We start from the raw sequence: 25,924 nt of genomic DNA on the forward strand, positions 1-25,924 counted from the left end.
CCGGCCCCCCCGCGGGGGTGGTTGGGGTCGGGGGGGGGGTGGGCGGCGACGCTTCTAGCTCATTGCCCAAGCTTCTAACCCTCAGAATAGGAGCGAAGCTAAAGCTCCCCTCATCCGCCCCTTCGGGGCACCTTCTCCCGCAGGCGGGAGAAGGGACGGCGTTGCACCTCCGGCTGGCTCAGTCCGCCAACCCGCGCAGCAGGTCGTTGACGCTGGTCTTGCTGCGGGTCTTGGCGTCCACCTGCTTGACGATCACCGCGCAGTACAGCGAATGCGTGCCGTCCTTGGACGGCAGCGAGCCGCTGACCACCACGCTGTACGGCGGCACATAGCCGTAGGTCACCTCGCCGGTGGCACGGTTGTAGATGCGGGTGCTCTGGCTCAGGAACACGCCCATGCCGATCACGCTGTGGTGGCCGACGACCACGCCTTCCACCACTTCCGAACGCGCACCGATGAAGCAATGGTCCTCGATGATGGTCGGGCTGGCCTGCAACGGCTCCAGCACGCCACCGATGCCGGCACCACCGGACAGGTGGCAATGCTTGCCGATCTGCGCGCAGGAACCCACCGTGGCCCAGGTATCGACCATCGTGCCTTCACCGACGTGTGCGCCAATATTGGTGAAGCTCGGCATCAGCACCACGTCCTTGCCGAAATGCGTGCCACGGCGGGCAATCGCACCGGGTACCACGCGCACACCGGCGGCGCGGAACGCGGGCTCGTCATAGCCTTCGAAGCGCGACTCGACCTTGTCCCAGAACGGTGCCGGGGCACCGTCCATCACCGCCATGTCATTGACACGGAAGTACAACAGCACGGCCTTCTTCAACCACTCGTTGACCTTCCAACCGCCGTTGCCATCCGGCTCGGCAACGCGGAACTCACCCGACTCGAGGCCGTCGATCACGCGGTTGACCAGCGCGCGGGTCGAACCTTCGATCTCGTCCATGGTCAGCATGGTGCGGCGCTCGAAGGCGCTCTCAATACTGAACTTCAACTCGGCAACGCCCGGTGCCGGCGGCTTGCGCAGGCTGCGCGGGCCTACCGAAGGCGTGACCGGCTTGGTCGACTTCGGCTTGGCAGCAGCAACCTTCCTGACCGGCACCTTGACCGCCTTCGCAACAGGCTTGGCGACCGGCTTGGTCGTTGCTGCGGCCTTTTTCTTCGGCGCAGCCGCCTTGCTCGGCGCGGCCTTTGCAGGCGCAGCCTTCTTGGCGGTCGTCTTGGTCACGGTCTTCTTGGTTGCGGGCTTGCTTGCCATCAGTGGGGGTCTCCTGGCTTGTTGTCGGGATCCAGGCAGGCAAGCAATGCATCACGCAAGGCCTGCATGGAGGTTTCGGTAAGGGGGTGATCGTGGCGATCGGTAAGCTGGAACTGATCCTCGGCGCGCTCACCGAAGGTCGCGATGCGCGCGTCCTGCACGCGCAGGCGCTGGTCGCGCAGCACATGCGCGACATCGGCGAGCAGGCCAGGACGATCCGGCGCCACCAGGTTCAACACGGTGCGGTCCTGATGGCTGGAGTCGAGGAACTCGATGCGCGGAGCGAAGCGGAAATGCTTGAGCTGGCGCGGCATCACCCGTCGCGACGGACGCAGGACCAGGATATTGCCGGCCAGCGCCTTGCGCAGCGCGGCCTCCAGCCGTGCGGCATCACCATCGGCGAAACTGCCTGCCGGGGTGACTTCGAAGGTGTCGAAAATGGTGTCGCCAGGGCCGTCCAGCACGCGTGCGCGGTGAATGCCATAACCGGCACGATCAAGCGTCATCACGATGGCGGCGAACATGCCATCGCGGTCCGGTGAATGCACGAAGACTTCCAGCGCATCGCTCTCGGGCGTAATACGCCGCACCTTGACCAAGGTGCCGCCCTTGTGGATTTCCACCAGCGACGCAGCCTGCCATACCAGCTGCTCGGGACGGAAACGCACGAAGCTTTCGTCGGGCATGGCTGCAAACTGGCGATCGATCACCACGTCGTCATGACCGAGCAAGCGCATCTGTTCGCGCACGTTGTCGCGTGCTTCCTGCACCCGCTCCGCCTCCGGCAGGGGATGTTCCAAACCCTCGCGCAGCGCGCGGCGGGTGGCGAAATACAGGTCGGCCAGCAGGCGGTCCTTCCATGCATTCCACATCTTGGGGCTGGTGCCGGCGATATCGGCGCAGGTCAGCAGATAAAGATAATCAAGGCGATCACGGTCACCCACCAGGCCGGCAAAACGGTGGATCACCTCCGCATCGGTGATGTCCTGCTTCTGCGCAGTCACCGACATGCGCAGATGCTGTTCCACCAACCACGCAACCAGTTCGGTATCCGAGCTGCTCAAGCCATGCAGGCTGCAGAACTCACGCGCGTCCACCGCGCCCAGTTCCGAGTGGTCGCCACCACGCCCCTTGGCGATGTCATGGAACAGGCCAGCCAGCAACAGCAGCTCGGGCTTGCGCAGGCGCGGCCAGACTTCGTGGGCGATGGAAAAACGTTCGTCGGCGCGGCCGCTGGCAAACAAGGCCATGTTCCGCAGCACCATCAAGGTGTGCTGGTCCACCGTGTAGACATGGAACAGGTCGAACTGCATGCGTCCGGACACGGCCGCGAATGCCGGTATCCATTGGCCAAGCACGCCCAGGCGCGCCATCCGCGCCAGCGTATCGACCGCACGCGGGCCGCGCAGCAAGGCCATGAACTGCTCACGCACCGCCTCGTCCACCGCGGTGTAGGCAGGGATTTCATCCAGCATCTCGGCCAGGCCGCGCGCGGTCATCGAGTGCAGGCCGCGCACGTCGGCGGTACGGGCCCAGCAGGCGAACAAGGCAAAGATGCTGCGGATGTCGCCGTGCGGCCACAGCGGATCGTCGGCGGACAGATAGCCGCGCCGCAGTGAGAAACCCTGGCCCACCGGCAGCGGCGTGGCTTCGCCGTCAAACTGTTCCTCAAACCGCTGCAGCAGGCGGTCGCTGATGCGGCGGATGACCGTCGCACTGCGATAGAAGCCCTGCATCATCTTTTCCACGCCCAGGCTCTCGGCGTCGTCACCGAAGCCCATGCGCGCGGCCAGGGTCTTCTGGTAATCGAAACGCAGGCGTTCTTCCGGGCGCTGTGCAACCAGATGCAGGCCATAGCGCAGCCGCACCAGTACCTGGCGTTCGCGCTTCAGCGCAGCAGCCTCGTCCAGCCCAAGATGGCCCAGCCCGACCAGCGCATCGATGTTGCTGACGCCGAAGGCGCGCAGCGCCATCCAGCCCAGCGTATTGAGATCGCGCAGGCCGCCCGGGCCGTCCTTGATGTCCGGCTCGAGGTTGTCGGCGGTATCACCAAAACGCTGGTGGCGTGCAAGCAGTTCCTCGCGCTTGGCCAGGAAATACTCACGCGGCGGCCATACCAGGCTCGGTGCAATTGCCCGTGCAAGGCCATGCTGGGCAGTGGCATCGGCGACAAGCGCACGCGCTTCGATCAAGGCGGTCAGCACGGTCTGGTCGGCGGCAGCGTGCACGCATTGTGTCGCCGAGCGCACCGCGTGACTGGCCGGCAAGCCGGCATCCCAAAGCAGTGCGAACAAACGTGCCAGTGCGGCTTCGTGGCGGTGCTGTACATCGGTTTCGGCCAGCACCAGCAGGTCGATGTCCGAACGTGGGAACAGTTCGCCACGACCGTAGCCGCCAACCGCGAACAATGCCAGCCCGGCACCAGCGGGAATGCAGCGGTGCCAGGCATCGATGATCAGTTGATCAACCGCGCGCGTGCGCAGGCCGGGCAGGCGCTCGACATTGTCGGTCTGCTCGAAGCGTTTGCCCAGGCGGGCATCGGTATGGGCAAGTGACTGCCGTGCATCGGCAGCCCATTGCGCGTCACCGGCAGGATCTGCCGGCGTGTCCAGAATCGGGCCCGCCGGCAGTGAGGTCATGCCTGCGCGGATTCCGCCGGCGACAACGTCAGTACCTCAACGCCATCCTCGGTCACCACAATGGTGTGTTCCCACTGCGCCGAGAGCTTGCGGTCCTTGGTCACCACGGTCCAGCCATCCGGCAGCACCTTGGTGTAGCGGGTGCCTTCGTTGATCATCGGCTCGATCGTGAAGGTCATGCCCGCCTTGAGCACCAGGCCTTGCCCCGGGCGCCCGTAATGCAGCACCTGCGGCTCGTCGTGGTAGACCTTGCCGATGCCGTGGCCGCAATACTCGCGCACCACGCTGAAGCGCTCAGCTTCAGCGAATTCCTGGATCGCATGACCCACATCGCCCAGGGTCGCGCCCGGCTTGACTGCACGGATGCCGCGCCACATCGCTTCCTTGGTGGTTTCCACCAGGCGCTTGGCCATCACCGAGGGCGTGCCGACGTAATACATGCGGCTGGTATCGCCGTGCCAGCCATCCTTGATGACGGTCACGTCGATATTGATGATGTCGCCATCCTTGAGCACCTTGGCTTCACTGGGAATGCCGTGGCAGATGACGTTGTTGACCGAGGTGCACACGGTCTTGGGGAACCCGCGGTAGCCCACATTGGCCGGGATGGTGCCCTGCACATTGATGATGTGGTCGTTGCAGATGCGGTCCAGCTCTTCGGTGGTGACACCGGGCTTGACGTGCGGGGTGATGATGTCGAGCACCTCAGCCGCCAGACGGCCGGCGATGCGCATCTTCTCGATTTCTTCGGGGGTTTTCAGTTGGATTGCCATCTGTCGATTATCCCCCATTTGGGTTATTTCGCTAAGTATTTCACATTAATGAACCCGGAATCGCCCCTGCCCCAGCGCACTTGGCGCATCAGCGCCCTTTCGCAGATGAACTTCAGCCTGGCGGCCGGACTATCCCTCCCAAGCGAGCAGACAACGATGTTGCAACTGCGGTGCACCCAGGATGTCGCCAGGCAGGTCACCCTGGATGAGGGCCTGCACGCGCAGGCGGCAAATCGCTTCATGGCCATGGGCGCCGAACGCATCGGCTATGAGCTGTACAGCGACCCCGGCCATTCCAGCCGCTGGAGCAACACCCAGAATACCGCCGTCAGCGGCACCGGCACCGGCGACATGCAGACCCTGACGGTCTACGGCCAGGTACCCGCACAGACCAGTCCCCCGCCCGGCAACTACCAAGACACCATCACGGTGACATTGACGTACTGACTGAAGACGAAGCGGCCGCCAGTACCTGCTCCGTCGCAGGAGCCAACCTGCATCACGGTGAGTACCGGGCGTTTGCACCAGACGGCCGCCTGCGGCAGCAAACTCTTCCCAACCTGCCCAGCCGGGCTCGTCCACCGAAGGTTTTGACTGAAACCAGCAATATCGCCTGTTCAGCTCGATCAATCACTTTAAACCCGCGTCATTCCCATAACAGCGTGTTTAGCTTTGCCCGCCAGCCGATGCCATGCCTCACCACCTCACGCATTGGCTCAACAAACGGGAGTATCGACATGCACGCGCACAACCTCCTCGTCGCTTCACTCAGTCTCGCCGTTGTTGCCGTCACCGGCCTTGCAGCGGCGGCCACCGAGACTGCGCAATTCCAGGTCCGCATCGTCATCACCGAGTCCTGTGACATCCAGGCCGCAGCTGCCAGTGACCTCGACTTCGGTACCATGGCCCGCGCCACCGGCGCCCCGGCCGACACCCAGGGCAGCCTGGAAGTGACCTGCAGCAGCGGCACGCCCTACACCATCGGCATGAACCCCGGCGCCAACGCCACCAGCACCACCGCAGCGGCCGACAACCGGCGCATGAGCGATGGCAACAACAACTTCATCGCCTATGGCCTGTATCGCGATGCCGGCCGCCAGGATTTCTGGGGCGAGGTCGTCGGAACCGACACCTTGGCCGGCGTCGGCACGGCCAGCGTACAGAGCATCCCCGTCTATGGCCGCGTGCCCTCCACCGATGCCCCTGCCGGCAGCTACAGCGACACCGTCGTCGCCACGGTCACCTATTGAGCACGCCAGCGATGTGCGCCTCCTGCGATCGCCGGCCGGGAAACAAGGCCAACCATGGCCACAGGCTGCTGCTGGCCACACTGCTTGCCTGTGCATTCGGCTGCCCCGCCGGCAACCTGCAGGTTGCGCCGATCGTATTGGAATTCACTGAAAAACAGCAGGCGAACGCACTATGGCTGCAGAACAATGCAGACCACCCGATAAACGCACAGATCCGGGTCCAGCAATGGTCTCAAACCACGGCAAGCGACCAACTGGAACCCTCGCAGGCGCTGCGCGCCAGCCCGGCCATCATCCAGATCCCGCCCGGCCAGCGGCAGCTCGTCCGCATCGTACGACCGATGCCCATGGCGACGGCGCCCGTCCAGCACGAACAGGCCTACCGGGTATGGGTGGATGAGTTGCCGCAGATCGACGGACCGCAGCCTGCAGGCCTGCAGTTCCTGCTGCGCTATTCGATACCGGTGTTTGTGTTGCCCGACGGCGCGCAACCACGCGAACAGATCGTCAAAGCGCCAGTGGACACAAGCGCCTTGCAGGCCAGCTGGCAGGTATTGGCAGACGCGCTGATCCTGGACGTGCGCAACACCGGCAATCAGCGCGTACGCCTGAGTGAGCTCGGCTGGGTCGCGGACAAGGGAACCATCACCCCTTTGCAACGCGGCCTGCTCGGCTACGTGCTGGCCGGCCAGCGCATGCAGTGGAAACTGCCATTGGCCACGCGACTCCCTGTAACAGGCCACCTGCAGGCCAGGCTGAACGATGCCCCCGTCGCGCAGATTCTGCCCTCTGCTACTCACTAATGCGGCCCTGCTTGCCGCAGGTATTTCACCGTCAACGCCGGCGTACCCACTCAGTTTGTCCGAAGCAGGCGGCGATGCCACGTTCCAAGCCCAGGAGCTGCATCTGGAAGTCCATATCAACCAGGACCCCGCTGCCTCGTTGGCCCGTTTCAGCCTGCGTGGGCAAACCCTGACCGCCAGTGCCCAGACCTTGCGCGAACTTGGCCTCAGGCTCCCCGCTGGAATTGCCGCCAAGTCCCCCGAGATCGCGCTGGAGCAGCTGAGCGGCGTGCGCGTTGACTATGACGCCCGCAACCAACGCCTGGACCTGGAGGTGCCGGTGCAGATGCTGGACCGGCCAACCACCTATCTGCGCGCAGGCCCTGAGCGCAGTGCCGCGGCGGTGAGCGATACCAGCCCCGGCCTGCTGTTGAACTACGACCTGCATGCCCAACAACTGCAGGGCGACCGCGATATCGATGGTTTCCTGGAGCTGCGCCTGTTCGGACTGGGGTCCGGCACCTGGAGCAGCAGTCAGAACACCCGCCTGGCCAGCGACCGCACCGGTCAGCATGCCACCAGCACCCGCTTCGACAGCCGCTGGCAGCTGGATCTTCCGGATCGGATGCTGAGCCTGAGCCTGGGTGACCAGCTCAGCGGAGCGCTCAGCTGGTCGCGCAGCGCGCGCTTCGCCGGGCTGCATATCGCACGCGATTTCAGCCTGCAACCCTACCGGGTCACCACCCCCTTATCGTCGTTCGCAGGCGAGGCGGTGCTGCCTTCCACCGTCGACCTGTACATCAATGGCGTGCGCCAGGCCAGCCAGCGCGTGGCGCCCGGACGTTTTCAACTCGATGCAATGCCCGCACTCAATGGCATTGGGCAGGCGCAGTTGCGGGTGACCGACATCAACGGACACAGCAGCGCGCTGGAATTTCCGCTCTACGGAGCGCCCGAGCTGCTGCAGCCAGGCTTGTCGGATTGGTCACTGGATATCGGCGTTCTGCGCCGCGACTACGGCATACGTTCCTTCGCCTATGACCATCGGCCGCTGGCCAGCGCCAGCCTGCGTCATGGCCTGGGTGAGCGGCTGACCCTGGAAGCCCATGCCGAGGTTGCGCAGGACCTGCAGCTGGGCGGCCTCGGCGCAGTCGCCCTGCTGGGGCACCGCGGCGGCATGCTCAACGCCTCGTTCAGCGGCAGCCAAGCGGCCGGACTTCATGGCAGCCAGCGCAGCCTCGGCTACCAATGGAACGCACCCGGCTTCAGCGTTTCGGCCAGCACCCAGCGCCGCAGCCAGCATTTTGTTGATGCACCGGCATATTTGCGCCAGGCAACACTGCCGCTGCGCACGGATCGGTTCTTTGTCGGCTTCGGCAATGTGCACAGCGGTCAATTCAGCCTCAACTACATCAGCCAGCACTATCCCGGCAATCCAGACACCCGCCTGGCCGGTGGCGGATGGTCACGGAGCCTGCCGGGGCAGGCCTGGATCAGCTTGCAGTTCAATCACGATCTGGGCGAGCGCGGCATGGACAATGTCTATCTGTACATTTCCGCGCCGCTTGACCGCCACACCCAGCTCAGCAGCGCGCTACGCCATGCTGATGACGGCAATGGGATGACGCTGGAAGCCAACCACAGCCCAGCAGTGGACAACGACGGTTGGGGCTGGCGTGCGCAGACCAGCACTGGCACCGGTGCGCAATCCAGCGCCCATCTGGAAATCAACCATCTCGACGAACAAGGCCGCTGGAGCCTCGGCCTTGACCACGTCAGTGACATCGGCACCCTGGCCTATGCGAACAGCACCGGCAGCCTGGCCTGGTTCGGCAGCGGACTGCACAGGCTGCGTCGCGCCGACGATGCCTTCGTCCTGGTTTCAACCAGTGGCGTGCCCGGCGTACCCATCCGCCTACAGAACCAACGCGTCGGCAGCACCGATGCACGCGGCGAACTGCTGGTAGCGCCATTGCACGCCTGGCAACGCAACCTGCTCAGCATCGACCCGCTTGCGCTGCCCGCAGACATGCAGATCGACGCCATCGAGCAACAGGTAGTGCCGGCCGCGCGCAGCGGCGTGCGCGCGACATTTCGCCTGCAGCCCGGCAAGCCATTGAGCGTACAGATCCTTGGGCTGGACAAACGCTGGCTCCCCGCCGGTACCCAGGCCGAGATCGAAAGCCAGGGCCGCATCGTCACCCGCACGGTGATCGGCCATGACGGCCAGTTGTACCTGGACAACGCACCGGCCGAAGCACGCCTGCGGGTCCGCCAGGACGGCCGCGAATGCCGGCTTGCCCTGCCCGACCCGGGCAAGCCGCCCGCCACCCCACTCGCCCTGGAGCCTGCGCAATGCCAACCCTGAGATCCGGCCTTCGGCAAGGTATAAGCATCCTGAGCAAGCTGCTGCTTGCGCTGCTGCTCTGGTCGTCCCTGCCAGCGAGTGCACAGCAGTCCTGCCGCGTGCTCAACTCAACGCCACTGGACTTCGGCACGGTCTCCAACACCGGCGACAGCACTGCCTCGGCCACGCTGACCGTCAGCTGCCAAGGCCTGCCCGGAGTGCCGGTGCAGGTAACGGTATGCGCCTTCATCGACGAGGGCATCCCGCCCGGCATTGCCCCGCGCCGCCTGGACAACGGCGTCAACGCATTGATGAACTACGACCTCTATGCCAATGCCGCACGCAACCAACTTATCGGCTCGCTTACCAGCGGCCACCCCATCCTCTACAGCATCCTGTCCATCCCCCTGACCGGCACGACGCAGATCAACCTCACCGCCTACGGCCGTATCCCGCCAGGACAGAACCTGCCAGCGGCCTATCTCTATGAAGGCTTCCCCGGCCCGGGACTGCTGCGCTATTCCTTTGCTGCCCCATTTGGAGGCGCGCCTTCCCCGGAAAACTGCCGTGACGGGGTAGCCCCCGTATTTGGCAGCGCCGGCCAGAGCAGTTTCAACTTTGGCCCGGTCCAGGCCCGCGCCACCGCCAACTGCGTACTCAACCTGGCCAGCGACCTCGATTTCGGCACGGTTACCCGGCTGGACACCAGCCGCGAGGCCAGCTCGACGATCCAGTTGCGCTGCGCCACCGATACCGACTGGTCGGTCACCCTCAGCAATGGGCTGAATGCGCTCAACGGGCAGCGGCGGATGGCTTCCAACGGCAATTACCTGCCCTATGGGCTGTACCGGGACCCCGCGCTGCTGATCCCCTGGGGCGACACCCTGCCCACTGCCGCGGCCGATACCGGCGATAATGAGGACATCTCGCTGACGGTCTACGGCCAGGTGCTGGCCCAGCCGGACGCGGCAGCCGGGCCCTACAGCGACACCATCACAGTCACCCTGACCTACTGACCGGATCGCCCGCATTTGCGGCCAGTCCAGCCTATCGCTATACTCGACGGGCTTTGCTTGGGCTTGGTCCCGTCAAAGCACGCTGACACCGGGCGTCACCGGTGAATCCTCACCTGTCGCCCCCATCCGTGCCGGGGTGCCCTGTCAAACAGGGTTCGGCCACGGAGGCAACAGGGAAGCCCAACCCCGGAACTGTTTGCGCGCTCTGCAGAGAAGCCGCGCACCGCTGCACGACTCCAACAAACCGGTCGCGCGCGGTGTCAGTTCCACCATCAGGAGTTTTGCAATGCCCCAGATCACCATGCGTCAGATGTTGGAAGCCGGCGTCCACTTCGGCCACCAGACCCGTTACTGGAACCCGAAGATGGGCCAGTACATCTTTGGCGCCCGCGGCAAGATCCACATCATCAACCTGGAAAAGACCGTCCCGCTGTTCAACGATGCGATGAACTTCATCTCGTCGGTTGCCCAGAAGCGCGGCACCATCCTGTTCCTGGGCACCAAGCGCAGCGCGCGCGAAGCCATCAAGGAAGAAGCCGAGCGTTGCGGCATGCCGTTCATGAACCAGCGCTGGCTGGGCGGCACCCTGACCAACTTCGCCACCGTGAAGAAGTCGGTTGCCCGCCTGAAGGAACTGGAAGCCGGTGAAACCGACGGCACCTTCGACAAGCTGGTCAAGCACGAAGTGCTGGGCCTGCGCCGTGAGCGCGACAAGCTGGAAGCCTCGCTGGGCGGCATCAAGGAAATGAACCGCCTGCCGGACGCCATCTTCGTCATCGACATCGGCCACGAAGACATCGCCATCAAGGAAGCCAAGAAGCTCGGCATCCCGGTGATCGCCGTGGTTGACACCAACTACAACCCGGAACTGGTCGATTACGCCATCCCGGGCAACGACGACGCCATCCGCGCCGTGCAGCTGTACGCTCGCGCCGCTGCCGACGCCGTGCTGGAAGGCAAGGCTGCCGCTCCGAACGCCGCCAGCGTGCGCGAGGAAGAGTTCGCCGAAGCCGCTGCCGAAGAGGCCAAGCCGGCCCGTCGCGCTCCGGCCAAGAAGGCTGGTGCCAAGAAGGGTGACGAGGCTTCGGCCTGATCCCCCTGGCGGGTGCAGCCACTGCACCCGCTCCCTGCGCGGGCGCCGATGGCGCCGATCGCTGACAGGGCTGCGTAACAACGGCCGGCCATCATGGCCGGCCTACCCCTTTCTATTGATGAGGTAATTCCATGGAAATCACTGCTTCCCTGGTCAAGGAACTGCGCGAGCGCACCGGCGCCGGCATGATGGAGTGCAAGAAGGCTCTGTCCGAGACCAACGGCGACATCGACGCAGCGGCGGAAGCCCTGCGCAAGTCCGGCGCTGCCAAGGCCGACAAGAAGGCCGACCGCGTCACCGCCGAAGGCCGCGTGGGCGTTGCCAGCAATGGCGGCAAGGCCGTGCTGGTCGAAGTGAACTCGGAAACCGACTTCGTTGCCAACGACGTCAACTTCAAGGCGTTCGTCGACGCCGTCGCCGCTGCCGCCCTGGCTTCGGGCGCTGCCGACGTTGAAGCCCTGAAGGCCGTCAAGCTGGCCAGCGGCGAAACCGTTGAAGAAACCCGCGCCACCGCGATCCAGAAGCTGGGTGAAAACATCCAGATCCGTCGCCTGGTCAAGATCGACGGCAACAACACCGTCGGCACCTACGTGCACAGCAACGGCAAGATCGGCGTGCTGGTCGAACTGGCCGGCGGCAACGCCGAACTGGCTTCGGGCCTGGCCATGCACGTGGCCGCGATGAACCCGCCGCACAACAAGGCTGCCGACGTCCCGGCCGACTTCGTTGCAAAGGAAAAGGAAATCGAGCTGGCCAAGATGACCGACAAGGACAAGGCCAAGCCGGCTGACATCCTGGAGAAGATCATCAGCGGCAAGATCAACAAGATCATCAGCGAAGTGACCCTGTACGGCCAGAGCTACGTGCTGGACAACGACAAGACCGTCGAGCAGGCCGTGAAGGCCGCTGGCGGCGACGTCGTCGGCTTCCAGCGCCTGGCTGTCGGCGAAGGCATCGAGAAGGTGGTGGAAGACTACGCCGCCGAAGTTGCCAAGGCGATGCAGGTCTAAGTACCGGCTGCCTGTTGTAGCTGAAAAAGCCGCGGATTTCCGCGGCTTTTTCTTTGCCGCAAGGCGGCTTCGACACCGCACCAGCGGCACCAGACCGCAACAACCCGTCTTTGCTTTAGGCATCCTGTATGCTTGGACCACTGCCGCCTGCTTCTTCGACATGTCTCCCGAGCTCACTGCAGCCCTGTCCCTCTGCCGCAACCTGCCCTCGCCACCGGCCATCGCTGTCCGTTTGATCGAGCTTGCGCAGGACCCGGAAACCGATATCGCCAGCGCCGCTGACGTCATCGCACTGGATATGGGCTTGAGCGCACGCATGATGCGCATCGCCAATTCCCCGCTGTACGCCAGCCGTCGCCGCATCGAGAATCTCGGCCAGGCATTGACCATGCTCGGTCTCAACGCCACCTTGCAACTGGCCCTTGGATTCAGCCTGTCGCGCGCCCTGCGCGACGACCAGAACCATGCAAACCAACTGGATGCGGTATGGCGTCGCAGCATCCTCAGCGCACTGGGCGCACGCTACCTGGGCCTGGCGCGCAATGTGCGCCGCGTGGAAGAGCTGATGCTGGCCGGGTTGTTGCAGGACATCGGCATTCTCGCCCTGCTGCAACTGCGCAGTGACAGCTACCCGGACCTGCTTGCCAGCGCCGACAGCAACGACGAACTGCTGGTCCGCGAACGCACCATCCTCGACTGCAGCCATGCCGACGTCGGCGCCGAACTATGCGAGCAATGGGGCCTGCCGCACTATCTGGTGGAAGCGGTCCGCCACAGCGAGGCCCCGGCCGAGCCAAGCGACCTGTTCGAACGCTGCGTCGCCCTCTCCGGAAGCATCGCCGAGATCTGGCTCAGCCAAGACACCGACCAGGCCCGCGACAATGCATTGCGCCTGGTGCATGCGCAGCTGCAGATGGACAGCAGCCAGTTCGAGCAGGTACTGCAGCAGGTCAGCCAGATGCTGCCCGAGATCAGTGCCTTGTTCGACGTCCCGGTACCCTCCCCGGCCCGCATCACCTACCTGCTGGATCACGCCAGCGAGCTGATGGCATTGCGCAACCTGCGCGAGCTGCAGGATGCCAGCGCCTCGAAGCGACGCGCCGACGACTTCGAGCAACAGGCACGCCGGCTGACCGAGCAAGCCCACCTGGACGCCTTGACCGGGCTATTGAATCGCCGCCAGCTGGAAGTGGTGCTGGCCCAGGAATTCGACCGCGCCGCCCGCGCCGACCGGCCGTTGTCGGTGGCATTCATCGACCTGGATGACTTCAAGAAGATCAATGACCAGCACGGCCACCTGGTCGGCGACCAGGTGCTGCAGGCCTTTGCCAGCCAGTTGCAGGGGCAGCTGCGTGGTAGCGACACCGTGGCCCGCTTTGGCGGCGAGGAATTCGTGGTCCTGTTCCCGGGCACCAACGAGCAGACCGCACTGGAAGTGATACGCCGCGTGCTGGGTGCCATCACCCGGACCCCGATCGTCACCGTCGCCGACATGCCGTTGCACGTGACCTTCTCGGCCGGCGTGGCCACCCATGGCGCCTATGAGCGTTTCACCGACATGCGCGACCTGCTCAAGGCGGCCGACGACGTGCTCTACCGCTCCAAGAACCTGGGCCGCAACCGGGTCATCGCCCGCGCACCGGATCCCCACCCCACCGCCTGCTGAACCAGATTGCGATTGACCGGCATTTTGTCGTTGCGCTGCAACAATAGATGTCACCTGAAACTGCGGCATCCGTTAGAATCCCCCGCGTTTTCCAGCCATCTGAGGTCACCATGTCCAAGCTCGCCTACCGCCGCATCCTGTTGAAACTTTCCGGGGAGGCGCTGATGGGAGACGAGGACTACGGCATTGACCCCAAGGTAATCAACCGCCTGGCCCATGAAGTCATCGAGGCCCAGAATGCCGGCGTCGAGATCGCGCTGGTGGTCGGCGGCGGCAACATCTTCCGCGGCGCCGGCCTGGCCGCAGGCGGCATGGACCGTGTCACCGGCGACCATATGGGCATGCTGGCCACCGTCATCAACGCCCTCGCCATGCAGGACGCGCTTGAAAAAGCCGGCGGCAAGGCCCGGGTGATGAGCGCGATCAAGATCAACGACGTGTGCGAGGACTACATCCGTCGCCGCGCCATCCGCCATCTGGAAAAGGGCCGCCTGGTGATCTTCGCCGCCGGCACCGGCAACCCCTTCTTCACCACCGATTCGGGTGCCGCACTGCGCGCCATCGAGATCGGCGCCGACCTGCTGCTCAAGGCCACCAAGGTCGACGGCGTCTATGACAAGGACCCGAACAAACATGCGGACGCGGTCCGCTATGACAGCCTGAGCTACGACCAGGTCATCAACCAGGGCCTGGAAGTCATGGACACGGCAGCCTTCGCACTGGCCCGTGACAGCGACCTGCCGCTGCGCGTTTTCGACATGAGCCAGCCCGGCGAACTGCTGAAAATCCTGCACGGCGAGCCCATTGGCACCCTGGTCCACGGCCGCGACGCGCACTAACCCACGCTGCCGGCGCGGTGGGCAGGGGTAATCGCCTATAATCGGCCGGTTCTAGAAACATCCAGGATTCGGCCGATGATCAACGATATCAAGCAAGATGCGCAGGCGCGCATGACCAAGAGCATCGATGCTCTGCGCCATACCCTCACCACCATCCGCACCGGTCGCGCCTCGCCGACCCTGCTGGACGGCATCAAGGTCAAGGCCTACGGCACCGACACCCCCCTGAATCAGGTGGCCAGCATCAGCGTGTCCGAAGGGCGTTCGCTGGTGATCACCCTGTTCGACAAGAACATGATCAAGGAAGTGGAAAAGGCCATTTACGCCTCCGACATCGGCATCACCCCCACCACCATGGGCACCGTGATCCGCCTGAACCTGCCGCCGCTCACCGAGGAGCGCCGCAAGGAACTGGCCAAGTCGGTGAGCAAGGAAGGCGAGGAAACCAAGATCGCCATCCGCAACATCCGTCGTGATGCCAACCAGGAAGTCGCCAAGCTGCTCAAGGACAAGGCGATCACCGAGGATGATGACCGCCGCAGCCAGGACGACATCCAGAAGCTGACCGACAAGGCGATCAAGGACGTCGACGAAGTGGTCAAGCTCAAAGAACAGGAACTGATGGCGGTCTGAGGCGTGTCCTCCGTCCCTCATAGCGACACAGCCGCCCCGTCCGTACCGGGTCACATTGCCATCATCATGGATGGCAATGGGCGTTGGGCGCAGCAACGGCGGCGCCCGCGCATGATCGGCCACCGTGCCGGCGCGCGCGCGGTCAATCGCAGCATCGACTTCTGCCTCGAACGGGGCGTCGGCGCACTGACCCTGTTCGCGTTCTCCAGCGAGAACTGGGGCCGTCCGCAGGAAGAAGTCGATTCACTGATGAAGCTGTTCCTCGGCGCACTGGACCGTGAGGTGGATGAACTCCACCGTCGCGGCGTGCGCGTGCGCTTCATCGGCGACCGCAGCCGCTTTGCCGCCAGCATCGTCCAGCGCATGGACAAGGCCGAACAGCGCACCCTGGGCAATACCGCGATGACCCTGAGCATCGCCGCCAGCTACGGCGGGCGCCAGGACATCGCATTGGCAGCCCGCACCCTGGCCGAGCAGGTCGCCGCCGGTACCCTGCGCCCCGAGCAGATCGACGAACAGGCCCTCGGCCAGCACGTCGCGCTGGCGGACATGCCCCCACCGGACCTGTTCATCCGTACCGGCGGCGACACCCGCATCAGCAACTTCCTGCTCTGGCAGCTGGCTTATAGCGAGTTGTGGTTCACTGACGTGCTGTGGCCGGATGTCGATGCGGCCGTCCTTCAACGGGCACTGGATGACTACGCAGGGCGCGAGCGCCGCTTTGGTCTGACCAGCGCCCAGATTGCCGCCAATACGGCAAAGAGCGCACATTCATGACCAAAACCCGTGTGATTGCAGCGCTGATCATGGCCCCCGTGGCGATCTGCGCGATCCTGTTCCTGCCAACCCAATGGCTGGCCGCCGCGGCCGCACTGGTCTTCCTGATCGGCCTGTGGGAATGGCTCAAGCTCACCGGCGTCGACGGGCTTCCGCGCACCGTACTGGTGGTACTGAACCTGCTGCTGATGGTGCTGCTGGTCTGGGCATCGGCCGGCAGCATGGTCCTGTTCCAACTGGCCACGCTGGTGGGTGTCGGTTTCTGGCTGCTGGCCCTGCTGTGGCTGCGCTTCTTCGATTTCGGCGCACACGAGGAAAGCAGCGCGCGCATGCTGAAGCTGGCCGCCAGCACCCTGGCGATCATTCCCGCCTGGGCCGCATTGGTCCTGATCCATGCCAGCGCGCCAAACGGCAACCTCTGGCTGCTGACCGCACTGACCCTGGTCTGGGCAGCCGACTCTGGCGCCTACTTCGCGGGCCGCACCTTCGGCAAGCACAAGCTGGCCCCGCGTATCAGCCCCAACAAGACCATCGAGGGCCTGCTGGGCGGACTGGTCGCCGGCCTGGTCACCGCTGGCGTGTTCGGCTGGTTCGCCGGCGTGCAGATCTCGCAGTTCGGCTCGTTGATGCTGGTCACCACGGTCGCGGTACTGGCCTCGGTGCTCGGCGATCTGTTTGAAAGCCTGCTCAAACGCCATGCCGGCGCCAAGGATTCGGGGCACATCATCCCCGGTCACGGCGGCGTGCTGGACCGCATCGACGGCGTTTTGGCCGCCCTGCCGGTATTTGCGCTGGGCAAGGAAATCTTCGGCTTCTGAGCATGTCCACCTCCTCTCTACGTCAGGTCGCCATTCTTGGCGCCACCGGCTCCATCGGCACCTCGGCGCTGGATGTGATCGCCCGTCATCCACAGCAGATGCGTGCCAGCGTGCTGGCAGCCGGCAGCAATGTGGATGCGTTGATCGCACTGTGCCTTCAGCACCGCCCGGATCATGCCGCGATCGCCGACCCGGCCCTGTTCGCTCGTCTGCGTGATGGCCTGAAAGAAGCCGGCCTGGCAACCGAGCCGCACGCCGGTCATCCGGCCATCGACACACTGGCCGCCAGCGACTGCTGCGACACCGTCGTGGCAGCCATCGTGGGTGCCGCCGGCCTGTCCTCGACGCTTGCCGCTGCCCGCACCGGCAAGCGCCTGCTGCTGGCCAACAAGGAATCACTGGTCCTGGCCGGCGAGCTGCTGACCCGCGAGGCGGCCAACGCCGGCGCCGAGATCATCCCGATCGACAGCGAACACAACGCCATCTTCCAGTGCCTGCGCTCACGTGATGCGCGGCCGGAGGCCGGGGTACGCCGCATCATCCTGACCGCTTCCGGCGGCCCGTTCCGTGGCCGCAGCCGCGCCGAACTGGAAGCAGTGACGGTGGCGCAGGCGGTGGCACACCCGAAGTGGTCGATGGGCCCGAAGATCTCGGTCGATTCGGCGACGTTGATGAACAAAGGCCTGGAAGTCATCGAGGCCCACCACCTGTTCAACGTGCCGGGCTCGCGTATCGACGTGCTGGTCCATCCGCAGAGCCTGGTGCACTCGCTGGTCGAGTTCATCGACGGCTCGACCCTGGCCCAGCTTGGTCTGCCCGACATGCGCACCACCCTGGCGGTCGGCCTCGGCTGGCCGCAGCGGATCGAGTCCGGTGTTGCTGGACTGGACCTGCTGACCCAGGGCCGGTTGGATTTCGAGGCACCGGACACCGACGCCTTCCCCTGCCTGCGCCTGGCCTGGCAGGCGATGGAGGCCGGCGGCAGCGCCCCGGCGATCCTGAACGCCGCCAACGAAGTGGCGGTTTCAGCGTTTCTTCAGGGGCGCATAGGCTTCCTGTCGATCCCGGCACTGGTGGAGCACACCCTGTCTACCCTGCCCTACGTGGCGGCCGATACACTGGACGCCCTGTTGGCGACTGATGCCCAAGCCCGTCACATCACCGAAACCGCCATCGCCCGCCTGCCGAATGTCTGATCCCACCTTACAACCGAGCTGCACCCATGGCTGACTTCCTGGGGTCCGTATGGTGGATGATCGTCAGCCTCGGTGTGCTGGTGACGTTCCATGAATTCGGCCACTACTGGGTCGCCCGCCGTTGCGGGGTAAAGGTGCTGCGCTTTTCGGTGGGCTTCGGCAAGCCACTGTGGAGCCGCCGCAACCGCAACGGTACCGAGTTCGCCATCGCTGCCATCCCGTTGGGTGGCTACGTCAAGATGCTCGACGAGCGCGAGGTCGAGGTCCCGGCCGGTGAACGCGCCGTCGCCTTCAACAACAAGAGCGTCTGGCAGCGCATCGCCATTGTCGCCGCCGGCCCGGCGGCCAACCTGATCCTGTGCATCGCCCTGCTATGGGCGATGTTCGTGATCGGCCGCCAGGATTACTCGGCCACCATCGGCCGCACCACCGGCATGGCCGCACAGGCCGGCTTTGTCGCCGGCGACCGCATCCTGGCCGTGGAAGACCGCAGCGTCGCCACCTGGGCCGAGGCCAGCATGGCCATCACCACCGCCGCCATGGATCGCCAGGATGCGCATGTCCGCGTCCGCGACAACCTCGACAACGAGCGCACCCGGGTGCTGCCGCTGTCGCAGCTGCCGGCCGGTTTTGACGAACGCCAGGTCCCGATGCAGGCCGGTTTCATCTGGCAGTTCTGGCTGCAACCGGCGCGGGTTGACTCGGTTTCGGCCGATTCGGCGGCCGCCGACCTGCTGCAGCCAGGCGACCTGATCCTGGCCGTTGACGGCCAGCGCGTGGACAGCGCCGAACAGGTCACGCCGCTGATCCAGCAGCTTGGCCAGCGTGGCGGCCCCGGCATGGTCGAGGTAGAGCGCAATGGCGAGCGCCTGGCGCTGGAGCTCACCCCGCAGGCCGGACAAGGCCCGGATGGCAAGCCTCGCTGGATGATAGGCGTGGGCTTCGCCACCAACCAGACGCCTGCATACGACGCCCGCCAGCAGTATGGCGTGTTGGCGGCCCTCCCCGCTGCCGTGCGCGAAACCGGCAAATTGGCGTCGGATTCGCTGGGCATGATGCGCCGCATGCTCACCGGCACAGCCTCGCTCAAGAACGTTTCCGGCCCGATCACCATCGCCCGCGTGGCCAATGCCTCGGCTGAACGCGGGGTGGATTGGTTCCTGTATTTCCTGGCCCTGCTGTCGCTGAGCCTGTGCATCATCAACCTGCTGCCCATCCCCGTCTTGGACGGCGGGCACCTGCTGTATTACCTTATCGAGTTGGTCAAGGGCAGCCCGCTTAGCGAGCGTGCCATGGCTGCCGGCCAATACATCGGTCTGGCGCTGTTGGCCGGGCTGATGGGACTGGCGTTCTACAACGACATCCTGAGCCTGGTTCCGCGATGAACTTTTTCCCGTTGTCGTCGTCTTACGCCGGCACCCACGCATTATCGAAATCGACTCCAACCGGACGTGATATGACGCGACTTCCCAATCGCCGCCTGCTGGCCCTCGCACTTGCTGCCGGTCTGGCCCTGCCTGCGCTTGCACAGGCAGCCGAGCCCTTTACCGCCAGCGATATCCGCGTGGACGGCCTGCAGCGCATTTCCTCCGGCACCGTGTTCACCTACCTGCCGGTGGAACGCGGCGACACGGTCGACGACGCCAAGGTCGGCGACACCATCCGCGCCCTGTACAAGACCGGCTTCTTTGAAGACGTGCAGCTGGACCGCCAGGGCGACATCCTGGTCGTCACCGTCAAGGAGCGCCCGGCGATCAACAAGTTGACCGTCACCGGCAACAAGGACATCAAGAGCGAGCAGCTGCTCAAGGGCCTGAGCGACATCGGCCTGAGCGAAGGCGGCACCTTTGACCGCCTGAGCCTGGACCGCGTGACCCAGGAGCTACGCCGCCAGTACAACGACCGCGGCAAGTACAACGTGGAAATCACCCCGACGGTGAGCCCGCTGGACCGCAACCGCGTCGACGTTGCCATCGCCGTCAAGGAAGGCAAGGCGGCCAAGATCCGCCACGTCAACCTGATCGGCACCGAGAAGTTCCCGGCCGAAGACATCCTGGATATCTGGGAGTCCAAGGAGCACAACTGGGCTTCCTGGTACCGCCGCGATGACCAGTACTCCAAGGAAAAGCTGTCCGGCGACCTGGAAAAGCTCAACTCCTGGTACCTGGACCGTGGCTACGTCGATTTCAGCATCGACTCGACCCAGGTCTCGATCAGCCCGGACAAGCGTGACATGTTCATCACCGCCGGCGTGACCGAGGGTGAGCAGTACAAGATTTCCGAGATCAAGGTCACCGGCGACACCATCCTGCCGCAGGAAGACGTGGAGAAGATGGTCATCCAGAAGTCGGGCGATACGTTCTCGCGCGCCCTGCTGGAGTTCAGTGCCGACGGCATCACCAACAGCCTGTCCAACGTTGGCTATGCCTTCGCCAAGGTCAACCCGATCCCGACCAGCAACCGCGCCGACCGTACCGTGGCGGTGAACATGCAGGTCGTGCCGGGCCCGCGCGTGGCCGTGCGCCGCATCGTCTTCAAGGGCAACTCGCGCACCAGCGACGAGGTCTTGCGCCGTGAAATGCGCCAGTTCGAGAACAGCTGGTATTCGCAGGCTGCGATCGACCGTTCCAAGATCCGCCTGCAGCGCCTGGGCTATTTCGAGTCGGTCGACGTCGAGACCCAGCCGGTCACCGGCAGCAACGACCAGGTCGACGTGGTCTACAACGTCAAGGAAACCACTTCGGGCAGCTTCGTGTTCGGCCTGGGCTATTCGCAGTCCTACGGCATGACCACCTCGGTACAGCTGTCGCAGAACAACTTCCTCGGCGGCGGTAACCGCGTGTCGGTGGAAGCCTCGCGCAGCAGCTACCTGCAGCGCTATGGCTTCAGCTACACCAACCCCTACTTCACCGATGACGGCGTCTCGCTGGGCTATAACCTGTCGTGGCGTGAGCTCGATTACTCCGACTTCAACACCGCCCAGTACAACAGCACCAACGGCTCGGCGCAGGTGGTGTTCGGCATTCCGATCACCGAGAACGATGCGTTTTCGCTGATGTTCGGCATCGACAGCAACCAGATCACCACCTATCAGGGTTACACCCCGAAGGCGATCATCGATTACATCGATGCGGTCGGCACGCGCACCTTCCATTCCTGGCGCTCGGAGCTGGGCTGGGCCCGCGACACCCGCAACGACTACTTCATGCCGACCCGCGGTACCTACCAGCGCCTGGGCCTGGAGACCACGTTGCCGGGTTCAACGGTCGAGTATTACAAGCTCAGCTACCAGTTCTCCAAGTACTGGCCGATCATTCCGTCACTGGTTATCAATACCCGCCTGGAACTGGGCTACGGCGACTCCTACGGCAAGGACAAGGTCCGCGATATCTGCTGGAACGATATCCCCGGCACTCCGGGCACCCCCGGCACGCCGGCAACCGGCACCACGCCTGCAGTACCCGGCACCCCCGGCACCCCCGCTACCACCCAGGTGGTGGACTGCGGCAGCAACCCGACCGCCAACCACCGTCAGGTCAAGGCGAGCGGCCTGCCGTTCTTCGAGAACTTCTACGCCGGCGGCACCAACTCGGTACGTGGCTTCGAGGACAACACCCTGGGTCCGCGTTCGGAAATCATCGGTGGCTATTACAACGGCCAGCCGCTGGGTGGTTCGGTGAAGACGGTGGGCTCCATCGAAGCCTACTTCCCGAAGCTGTTCGACAGCCCGTCGGCGCGCGTCTCGGCGTTCTTCGACTTCGGCAACGTCTACAACGGCACCAGCAACTTCAAGGCCAACGAGCTGCGCGCTTCGGCCGGCGTGGCCCTGTTGTGGCGCGCCCCGGTCGGCCCGATCTCGATCAGCTATGCCTTCCCGTTGAAGAAGGAAGATGGTGACGAGATCGAGCGTCTGCAGTTCACCTTTGGTGGTCAGTTCTGACGAACTGACCCGCTGCCCCGGGGTGAAGCCCCGGGGACCGAAGGTTATGCCGCAGGCATAACCTTCGGGCGCGCTTCGGTCTACCGATTCCCCGCGCCTGTCGGCGCGCCCCCTTTACCAAAGGGGGCTTTCCACCAGAACTACCGCCTCAACCTGCCCCGGGAAGCAACACCGCCCCGGGGTTTGCTTTTATGGGACATGTGGCTGCGCTCGGCGTAGCGGGACATTCCATCAAAGCCATACTGCTCCATTGGCCCCCACTTCCGGCCAACCCGCCCCCCCCGCTGCCCTTGCCCTGCAAGGGTGATAACGTCCGTTCGCATGACCGCCATCGGCGCACACGGTAAACTTGCTGCGTGAATACTCCTACCTATACCGCTCAGGAACTTGCCGACCGTTTCGGCCTGCAGGTACACGGTGACCCGTCGGTCGCCATCCATGGCGTTGCCACGCTGGCCCATGCCGGCCCCGGGCAGCTGACCTTCCTGGCCAATCCGCGTTACCGGGCACAGCTGGCCGACAGCAAGGCGTCGATCGTGCTGCTGCGCGCCGACGACGCCGAGGCCGCGCCAGGCACCGCCCTGGTCGCCAAGGACCCGTACACCAGCTTCGCCAAGATCGGCGCGTTGTTCGAGACCGTTCCTGTGCGCGCCCCCGGCATCCACCCCAGCGCGGTCATCGACCCCAGCGCGACGGTGGCCGCCAGCGCCCATGTCGGCCCGCACGTCTGCATCGGCGCACGCAGCGTGATTGGCGAGAGCTGCATCATCGGCGCTGGCAGCATCGTTGGTGACGACTGCGTGGTCGAAGCCGGCAGCGAACTGCTGGCCCGCGTCACCCTGGTCGCCCGGGTCAAGCTGGGCAAGCGCGTGCGCATCCACCCGGGCGCCGTGCTCGGTGCCGAAGGCTTCGGCCTGGCCATGGACAACGGCCACTGGATCAAGGTGCCGCAGCTGGGCGGCGTGCGCATCGGCGACGACTGCGAGATCGGCGCCAACACCTGCATTGATCGCGGCGCGCTGGAAGACACCACGCTGGACGAAGACGTGCGCGTGGACAACCTGGTGCAGATCGCCCACAACGTACAGATCGGCGCGCACAGCGCCATCGCCGGTTCCACCGGCATCGCCGGCAGCGCCAAGATCGGCCGCTATTGCCTGCTCGGCGGCTCCGTTGGCGTGGTTGGCCACCTGGAGATCTGCGACCACGTCGTCATCACCGGCCGCTCGGTGGTGCGCAACTCGATTACCGAACCGGGCGAATACTCGTCGGGTACCCCATTGACCGATAACCGCACGTGGCGCAAAAACGCCGCGCGCTTCAAGCAGCTCGATGCGCTGGCACGTCGCATCCTGGCTGTGAGCAAGGAGAAGGAATGAACGCACCACTGCAGATGCCCATCGACGTCACCACCATCCAGACGTTGATTCCGCACCGCTACCCGTTCCTGCTGGTCGACAAGGTTGTCGATCTGGATGTGGACGCCAAGCGCATCATTGCGCACAAGAACGTCACCATCAACGAGCCCTATTTCCAGGGGCACTTCCCGGGCCAGCCGATCATGCCGGGTGTGCTGATCATCGAGGCGCTGGCCCAGGCCGGTGGCGTGCTGACCCAGCTCAGCCTTGGCCGCGACGCGCAGTCCAAGCTGTTCTATCTGGTCAAGGTCGACAACGTGCGTTTCATGAAGCAGGTTGTGCCCGGTGACGTGCTGGAACTGCATGTGCAGGTCAAGCGCATGATCCGCAACATGGCGGTCTACTACGGCGAAGCCAAGGTGGATGGTGAAGTGGTCGCACACGCCGAAGTGCTGTGCGCCGGCACCCGCGAATAACCTGCCTGGAGCAAGCCGATGAGCGATAGCGCCCCTCTGATTCACCCGACCGCGGTCATTGATCCTTCGGCAAAGCTGGGCCAGGGCGTGCGCGTGGGTGCGTTCACCCTGATCGGTGCCGACGTCGAGATCGGTGACGGTACCGAGGTGGGTCCGCATTGCAGCATCCATGGGCCGACCCGGATCGGCCGCGACAATCGCTTCATCGGCCACGTCGCCGTCGGTGGCGAACCGCAGGACAAGAAGTTCGGCGGTGAACGCACCGAACTGGTGATCGGCGACCGCAATGTCTTCCGTGAGTTCGTCACCCTCAGCCGCGGCACCGCCGGCGGCGGCGGCGTGACCACCATCGGCAACGACAACTGGATGCTGGCCTATGTACATGTCGCCCACGACTGCCACGTGGCCGACCATTGCGTGTTCTCCAACAACACCACGTTGGCCGGGCATGTCTCGGTCGGCAACTGGGTGATCATCAGCGGCTTCGCGGGGGCGCACCAGTTCTGCCGCATCGGTGACCATGCCTTCCTTGGCATGGGCGCACTGGTCACCGGCGATATCCCGCCGTTCACCATGGTCGGCATCGATGGCCACGGCCGTCCGCGCGGCATCAACAGCGAAGGCCTGAAACGTCGCGGCTTCGACGCCGAGCGCATCAGCGCGATCAAGCGTGCCTACCGCACCATCTACGTGGCCGGTGTGCCGTTGGCCGAAGCCAAGCTGGCACTGGCCGAGCAGGCGCAGAGCAGCGATGACGTCAAGCAGATGCTGGACTTCATCGAGCACGGCGAGCGTCCGCTGCAGCGATGAGCGCTGTAACCCAGGATTCCGGATTGGCGCTAGGCCGCAAGCCGCGCATCGCGCTGGTTGCCGGCGAGGCGTCGGGCGATCTGCTCGGCGCCGGCCTGATCAATGCCCTGCGCGCGCATTACCCCGATGCCGAATTTGCCGGCATCGGTGGCGATGCGATGCGCAACGCCGGCTGCGAAACCTGGTTTGATGCCAGCGAGCTGGCACTGATGGGGCTGGCTGAAATCCTGCGCCATCTGCCGCGCCTGCTGAAGCTGCGCAAGGAATTCCGCCAGCGCGTGCTCGACTGGCAACCGGATGTATTCATCGGCATCGACGCACCTGATTTCAATCTGGGCGTTGAAAAATGGCTCAAGCAGCGCGGCCTGCGTACGGTGCATTACGTCAGCCCCTCGGTCTGGGCCTGGCGCGAGAAGCGCGCCGAGAAAATCGGTGCCAGCGCCGACCTGGTGCTGTGCCTGTTCCCGATGGAACCGCCGATCTACGCCCGCCACGGCATTGACGCGCGCTTTGTCGGCCATCCGATGGCTGATGAAATCCCGCTACACACTGACCGCGCTGCCGCACGGCAAGCGCTGGGCATTCCAGAGCAGGCAAAGTTGCTCGCAGTACTGCCTGGCAGCCGCCTGGGCGAAGTGAGCCGGCTCGGCCCGCCGTTCTTCGCCGCCGCCTGGCAACTGTGCGAGCAAGACCGCGGCCTGCATATCGTGGTGCCGGCGGCCAATGCCAAGTGCAAGGCGATGATCACCGAGCAGATCCGCAGCGCCGCGCTACCCAGCGCGCGCCTGCACCTGCTCGATGGCAAGGCACGCCAGGCAATGGTCGCCGCCGACGTGGTGATGTTGGCTTCCGGCACCGCCACGCTGGAAACCATGCTGGTCAAACGCCCGATGGTGGTGGGCTACCGCGTGGCCGAACTCACCTACCGCATCGTCAAGGCACTGGGCCTGATCAAGGTCAATCGCTTTGCCCTGCCCAACGTATTGGCCGGCAAGGACCTGGCGCCGGAGCTGATCCAGCACGAATGCACGCCAGACAATCTGGCCGCCGCGGTACGCAACTGGTTTGAGCATCCCGACTGCGTCAGCGGCCTGCAGGACGACTACCAGCAGCTGCACCGGCAATTGCGTCAGGATGCCTCGGCGCGCGCCGCCGACGCTGTCGCCGGGCTGCTGCAGACACCGCGCAAGCAAGGTCAGCCGTGACTGCAAGACGTAGCCCCAAGGCAGCGGATGTC

The 25,924-nt window shown here is 64.7% G+C and carries 22 protein-coding genes; 19 read left to right on the forward strand and 3 right to left on the reverse strand.

Annotation, left to right across the window (positions count from 1 at the left end; genetic code table 11):
- Positions 1-178: 178 nt before the first annotated feature.
- The 3 genes from dapD to map are packed head-to-tail and all read right to left on the reverse strand — an operon-like array spanning position 179 to position 4,676.
- Positions 179-1,264, reverse strand: a complete 1,086-nt coding sequence (gene dapD, locus AC1VXC_RS12730) for a 2,3,4,5-tetrahydropyridine-2,6-dicarboxylate N-succinyltransferase (protein ID WP_313494733.1) — start codon at positions 1,262-1,264, stop codon at positions 179-181.
- The gene (locus AC1VXC_RS12735; RefSeq protein ID WP_481539140.1) at positions 1,264-3,879 is read right to left on the reverse strand and encodes a [protein-PII] uridylyltransferase; all 2,616 of its coding nucleotides are present in this window, start codon (positions 3,877-3,879) and stop codon (positions 1,264-1,266) included. The genes dapD and AC1VXC_RS12735 overlap by 1 nt, the downstream gene beginning before the upstream one ends.
- Positions 3,880-3,899: 20 nt before the next feature.
- Positions 3,900-4,676: a type I methionyl aminopeptidase gene (gene map / locus AC1VXC_RS12740; RefSeq protein WP_313169361.1), complete on the reverse strand. Its 777-nt coding sequence runs from the start codon at positions 4,674-4,676 to the stop codon at positions 3,900-3,902.
- 105 nt (positions 4,677-4,781) lie between these two features.
- Here map and AC1VXC_RS12745 point away from each other — a divergent pair, with 105 nt between their 5' ends.
- The 19 genes from AC1VXC_RS12745 (at position 4,782) to lpxB (ending at position 25,892) form a co-directional block, all read left to right on the forward strand.
- On the forward strand, positions 4,782-5,123 hold the full coding sequence (locus tag AC1VXC_RS12745) for a Csu type fimbrial protein (RefSeq protein WP_481539141.1): 342 nt from the start codon (positions 4,782-4,784) through the stop codon (positions 5,121-5,123).
- Positions 5,124-5,413: 290 nt separating this feature from the next.
- The gene (locus tag AC1VXC_RS12750; protein ID WP_481539137.1) at positions 5,414-5,926 is read left to right on the forward strand and encodes a Csu type fimbrial protein; all 513 of its coding nucleotides are present in this window, start codon (positions 5,414-5,416) and stop codon (positions 5,924-5,926) included.
- Positions 5,927-5,937: 11 nt separating this feature from the next.
- Complete coding sequence (locus tag AC1VXC_RS12755) at positions 5,938-6,729, forward strand: fimbrial biogenesis chaperone (RefSeq protein ID WP_313169355.1); 792 nt, start codon at positions 5,938-5,940, stop codon at positions 6,727-6,729.
- Between the two features lie 55 nt (positions 6,730-6,784).
- A complete protein-coding gene (locus tag AC1VXC_RS12760) occupies positions 6,785-9,076 on the forward strand; it encodes a fimbria/pilus outer membrane usher protein (protein WP_481539138.1) in 2,292 nt (763 codons plus the stop codon).
- A complete protein-coding gene (locus AC1VXC_RS12765; protein ID WP_313494727.1) occupies positions 9,064-10,071 on the forward strand; it encodes a Csu type fimbrial protein in 1,008 nt (335 codons plus the stop codon). The genes AC1VXC_RS12760 and AC1VXC_RS12765 overlap by 13 nt, the downstream gene beginning before the upstream one ends.
- Before the next feature lie 286 nt (positions 10,072-10,357).
- Positions 10,358-11,164 (forward strand): 30S ribosomal protein S2, encoded by an 807-nt coding sequence (rpsB, locus tag AC1VXC_RS12770; protein ID WP_313169349.1) that lies wholly within the window; start codon positions 10,358-10,360, stop codon positions 11,162-11,164.
- A gap of 131 nt (positions 11,165-11,295) precedes the next feature.
- On the forward strand, positions 11,296-12,174 hold the full coding sequence (gene tsf / locus AC1VXC_RS12775; protein ID WP_313169348.1) for a translation elongation factor Ts: 879 nt from the start codon (positions 11,296-11,298) through the stop codon (positions 12,172-12,174).
- Positions 12,175-12,334: 160 nt separating this feature from the next.
- A complete protein-coding gene (locus AC1VXC_RS12780) occupies positions 12,335-13,840 on the forward strand; it encodes an HDOD domain-containing protein (RefSeq protein WP_313169346.1) in 1,506 nt (501 codons plus the stop codon).
- Positions 13,841-13,950: 110 nt separating this feature from the next.
- A complete protein-coding gene (pyrH, locus tag AC1VXC_RS12785) occupies positions 13,951-14,679 on the forward strand; it encodes a UMP kinase (RefSeq protein ID WP_313169345.1) in 729 nt (242 codons plus the stop codon).
- A 75-nt stretch (positions 14,680-14,754) separates the two neighbouring features.
- A complete protein-coding gene (gene frr / locus AC1VXC_RS12790; protein WP_313169344.1) occupies positions 14,755-15,312 on the forward strand; it encodes a ribosome recycling factor in 558 nt (185 codons plus the stop codon).
- Between the two features lie 3 nt (positions 15,313-15,315).
- The gene (gene uppS / locus AC1VXC_RS12795) at positions 15,316-16,089 is read left to right on the forward strand and encodes a polyprenyl diphosphate synthase (protein WP_481528285.1); all 774 of its coding nucleotides are present in this window, start codon (positions 15,316-15,318) and stop codon (positions 16,087-16,089) included.
- Positions 16,086-16,907 (forward strand): phosphatidate cytidylyltransferase, encoded by an 822-nt coding sequence (locus tag AC1VXC_RS12800; protein ID WP_313169340.1) that lies wholly within the window; start codon positions 16,086-16,088, stop codon positions 16,905-16,907. The genes uppS and AC1VXC_RS12800 overlap by 4 nt, the downstream gene beginning before the upstream one ends.
- A gap of 2 nt (positions 16,908-16,909) precedes the next feature.
- Complete coding sequence (locus tag AC1VXC_RS12805) at positions 16,910-18,103, forward strand: 1-deoxy-D-xylulose-5-phosphate reductoisomerase (RefSeq protein ID WP_482995053.1); 1,194 nt, start codon at positions 16,910-16,912, stop codon at positions 18,101-18,103.
- A 26-nt stretch (positions 18,104-18,129) separates the two neighbouring features.
- The gene (gene rseP, locus AC1VXC_RS12810) at positions 18,130-19,488 is read left to right on the forward strand and encodes an RIP metalloprotease RseP (protein WP_481539519.1); all 1,359 of its coding nucleotides are present in this window, start codon (positions 18,130-18,132) and stop codon (positions 19,486-19,488) included.
- Positions 19,489-19,559: 71 nt separating this feature from the next.
- A complete protein-coding gene (bamA, locus tag AC1VXC_RS12815; RefSeq protein WP_313169334.1) occupies positions 19,560-22,043 on the forward strand; it encodes an outer membrane protein assembly factor BamA in 2,484 nt (827 codons plus the stop codon).
- Between the two features lie 356 nt (positions 22,044-22,399).
- Positions 22,400-23,422, forward strand: a complete 1,023-nt coding sequence (lpxD, locus tag AC1VXC_RS12820; RefSeq protein WP_313169333.1) for a UDP-3-O-(3-hydroxymyristoyl)glucosamine N-acyltransferase — start codon at positions 22,400-22,402, stop codon at positions 23,420-23,422.
- Positions 23,419-23,877: a 3-hydroxyacyl-ACP dehydratase FabZ gene (gene fabZ / locus AC1VXC_RS12825; RefSeq protein WP_313169331.1), complete on the forward strand. Its 459-nt coding sequence runs from the start codon at positions 23,419-23,421 to the stop codon at positions 23,875-23,877. Before lpxD ends, fabZ begins: the two co-directional genes overlap by 4 nt.
- Before the next feature lie 18 nt (positions 23,878-23,895).
- Positions 23,896-24,687 carry an acyl-ACP--UDP-N-acetylglucosamine O-acyltransferase gene (lpxA, locus tag AC1VXC_RS12830; RefSeq protein ID WP_313169330.1) on the forward strand — a complete coding sequence of 264 codons (792 nt, stop codon included), beginning with the start codon at positions 23,896-23,898 and terminating at the stop codon, positions 24,685-24,687.
- Positions 24,684-25,892, forward strand: coding sequence for a lipid-A-disaccharide synthase (lpxB, locus tag AC1VXC_RS12835; RefSeq protein ID WP_481539520.1), 1,209 nt, complete (start codon positions 24,684-24,686; stop codon positions 25,890-25,892). Before lpxA ends, lpxB begins: the two co-directional genes overlap by 4 nt.
- The last annotated feature ends 32 nt before the right edge of the window (positions 25,893-25,924 follow it).

The organism is Stenotrophomonas sp. STEN033 (assembly GCF_056856655.1).

Excerpts from the sequence above, each read along its gene's own strand:
- rseP (WP_481539519.1), top strand. The coding sequence starts at position 18,130 with ATGGCTGACTTCCTGGGGTCCGTATGGTGGATGATCGTCAGCCTCGGT.
- rpsB (WP_313169349.1), top strand. The coding sequence starts at position 10,358 with ATGCCCCAGATCACCATGCGTCAGATGTTGGAAGCCGGCGTCCACTTC.
- AC1VXC_RS12755 (WP_313169355.1), top strand. The coding sequence starts at position 5,938 with ATGTGCGCCTCCTGCGATCGCCGGCCGGGAAACAAGGCCAACCATGGC.
- frr (WP_313169344.1), top strand. The coding sequence starts at position 14,755 with ATGATCAACGATATCAAGCAAGATGCGCAGGCGCGCATGACCAAGAGC.
- AC1VXC_RS12750 (WP_481539137.1), top strand. The coding sequence starts at position 5,414 with ATGCACGCGCACAACCTCCTCGTCGCTTCACTCAGTCTCGCCGTTGTT.
- AC1VXC_RS12765 (WP_313494727.1), top strand. The coding sequence starts at position 9,064 with ATGCCAACCCTGAGATCCGGCCTTCGGCAAGGTATAAGCATCCTGAGC.
- AC1VXC_RS12805 (WP_482995053.1), top strand. The coding sequence starts at position 16,910 with ATGTCCACCTCCTCTCTACGTCAGGTCGCCATTCTTGGCGCCACCGGC.
- lpxA (WP_313169330.1), top strand. The coding sequence starts at position 23,896 with ATGAGCGATAGCGCCCCTCTGATTCACCCGACCGCGGTCATTGATCCT.
- dapD (WP_313494733.1), bottom strand. The coding sequence starts at position 1,264 with ATGGCAAGCAAGCCCGCAACCAAGAAGACCGTGACCAAGACGACCGCC.
- fabZ (WP_313169331.1), top strand. The coding sequence starts at position 23,419 with ATGAACGCACCACTGCAGATGCCCATCGACGTCACCACCATCCAGACG.
- map (WP_313169361.1), bottom strand. The coding sequence starts at position 4,676 with ATGGCAATCCAACTGAAAACCCCCGAAGAAATCGAGAAGATGCGCATC.
- AC1VXC_RS12800 (WP_313169340.1), top strand. The coding sequence starts at position 16,086 with ATGACCAAAACCCGTGTGATTGCAGCGCTGATCATGGCCCCCGTGGCG.
- lpxB (WP_481539520.1), top strand. The coding sequence starts at position 24,684 with ATGAGCGCTGTAACCCAGGATTCCGGATTGGCGCTAGGCCGCAAGCCG.
- pyrH (WP_313169345.1), top strand. The coding sequence starts at position 13,951 with ATGTCCAAGCTCGCCTACCGCCGCATCCTGTTGAAACTTTCCGGGGAG.
- AC1VXC_RS12780 (WP_313169346.1), top strand. The coding sequence starts at position 12,335 with ATGTCTCCCGAGCTCACTGCAGCCCTGTCCCTCTGCCGCAACCTGCCC.
- tsf (WP_313169348.1), top strand. The coding sequence starts at position 11,296 with ATGGAAATCACTGCTTCCCTGGTCAAGGAACTGCGCGAGCGCACCGGC.
- bamA (WP_313169334.1), top strand. The coding sequence starts at position 19,560 with ATGACGCGACTTCCCAATCGCCGCCTGCTGGCCCTCGCACTTGCTGCC.
- AC1VXC_RS12745 (WP_481539141.1), top strand. The coding sequence starts at position 4,782 with ATGAACTTCAGCCTGGCGGCCGGACTATCCCTCCCAAGCGAGCAGACA.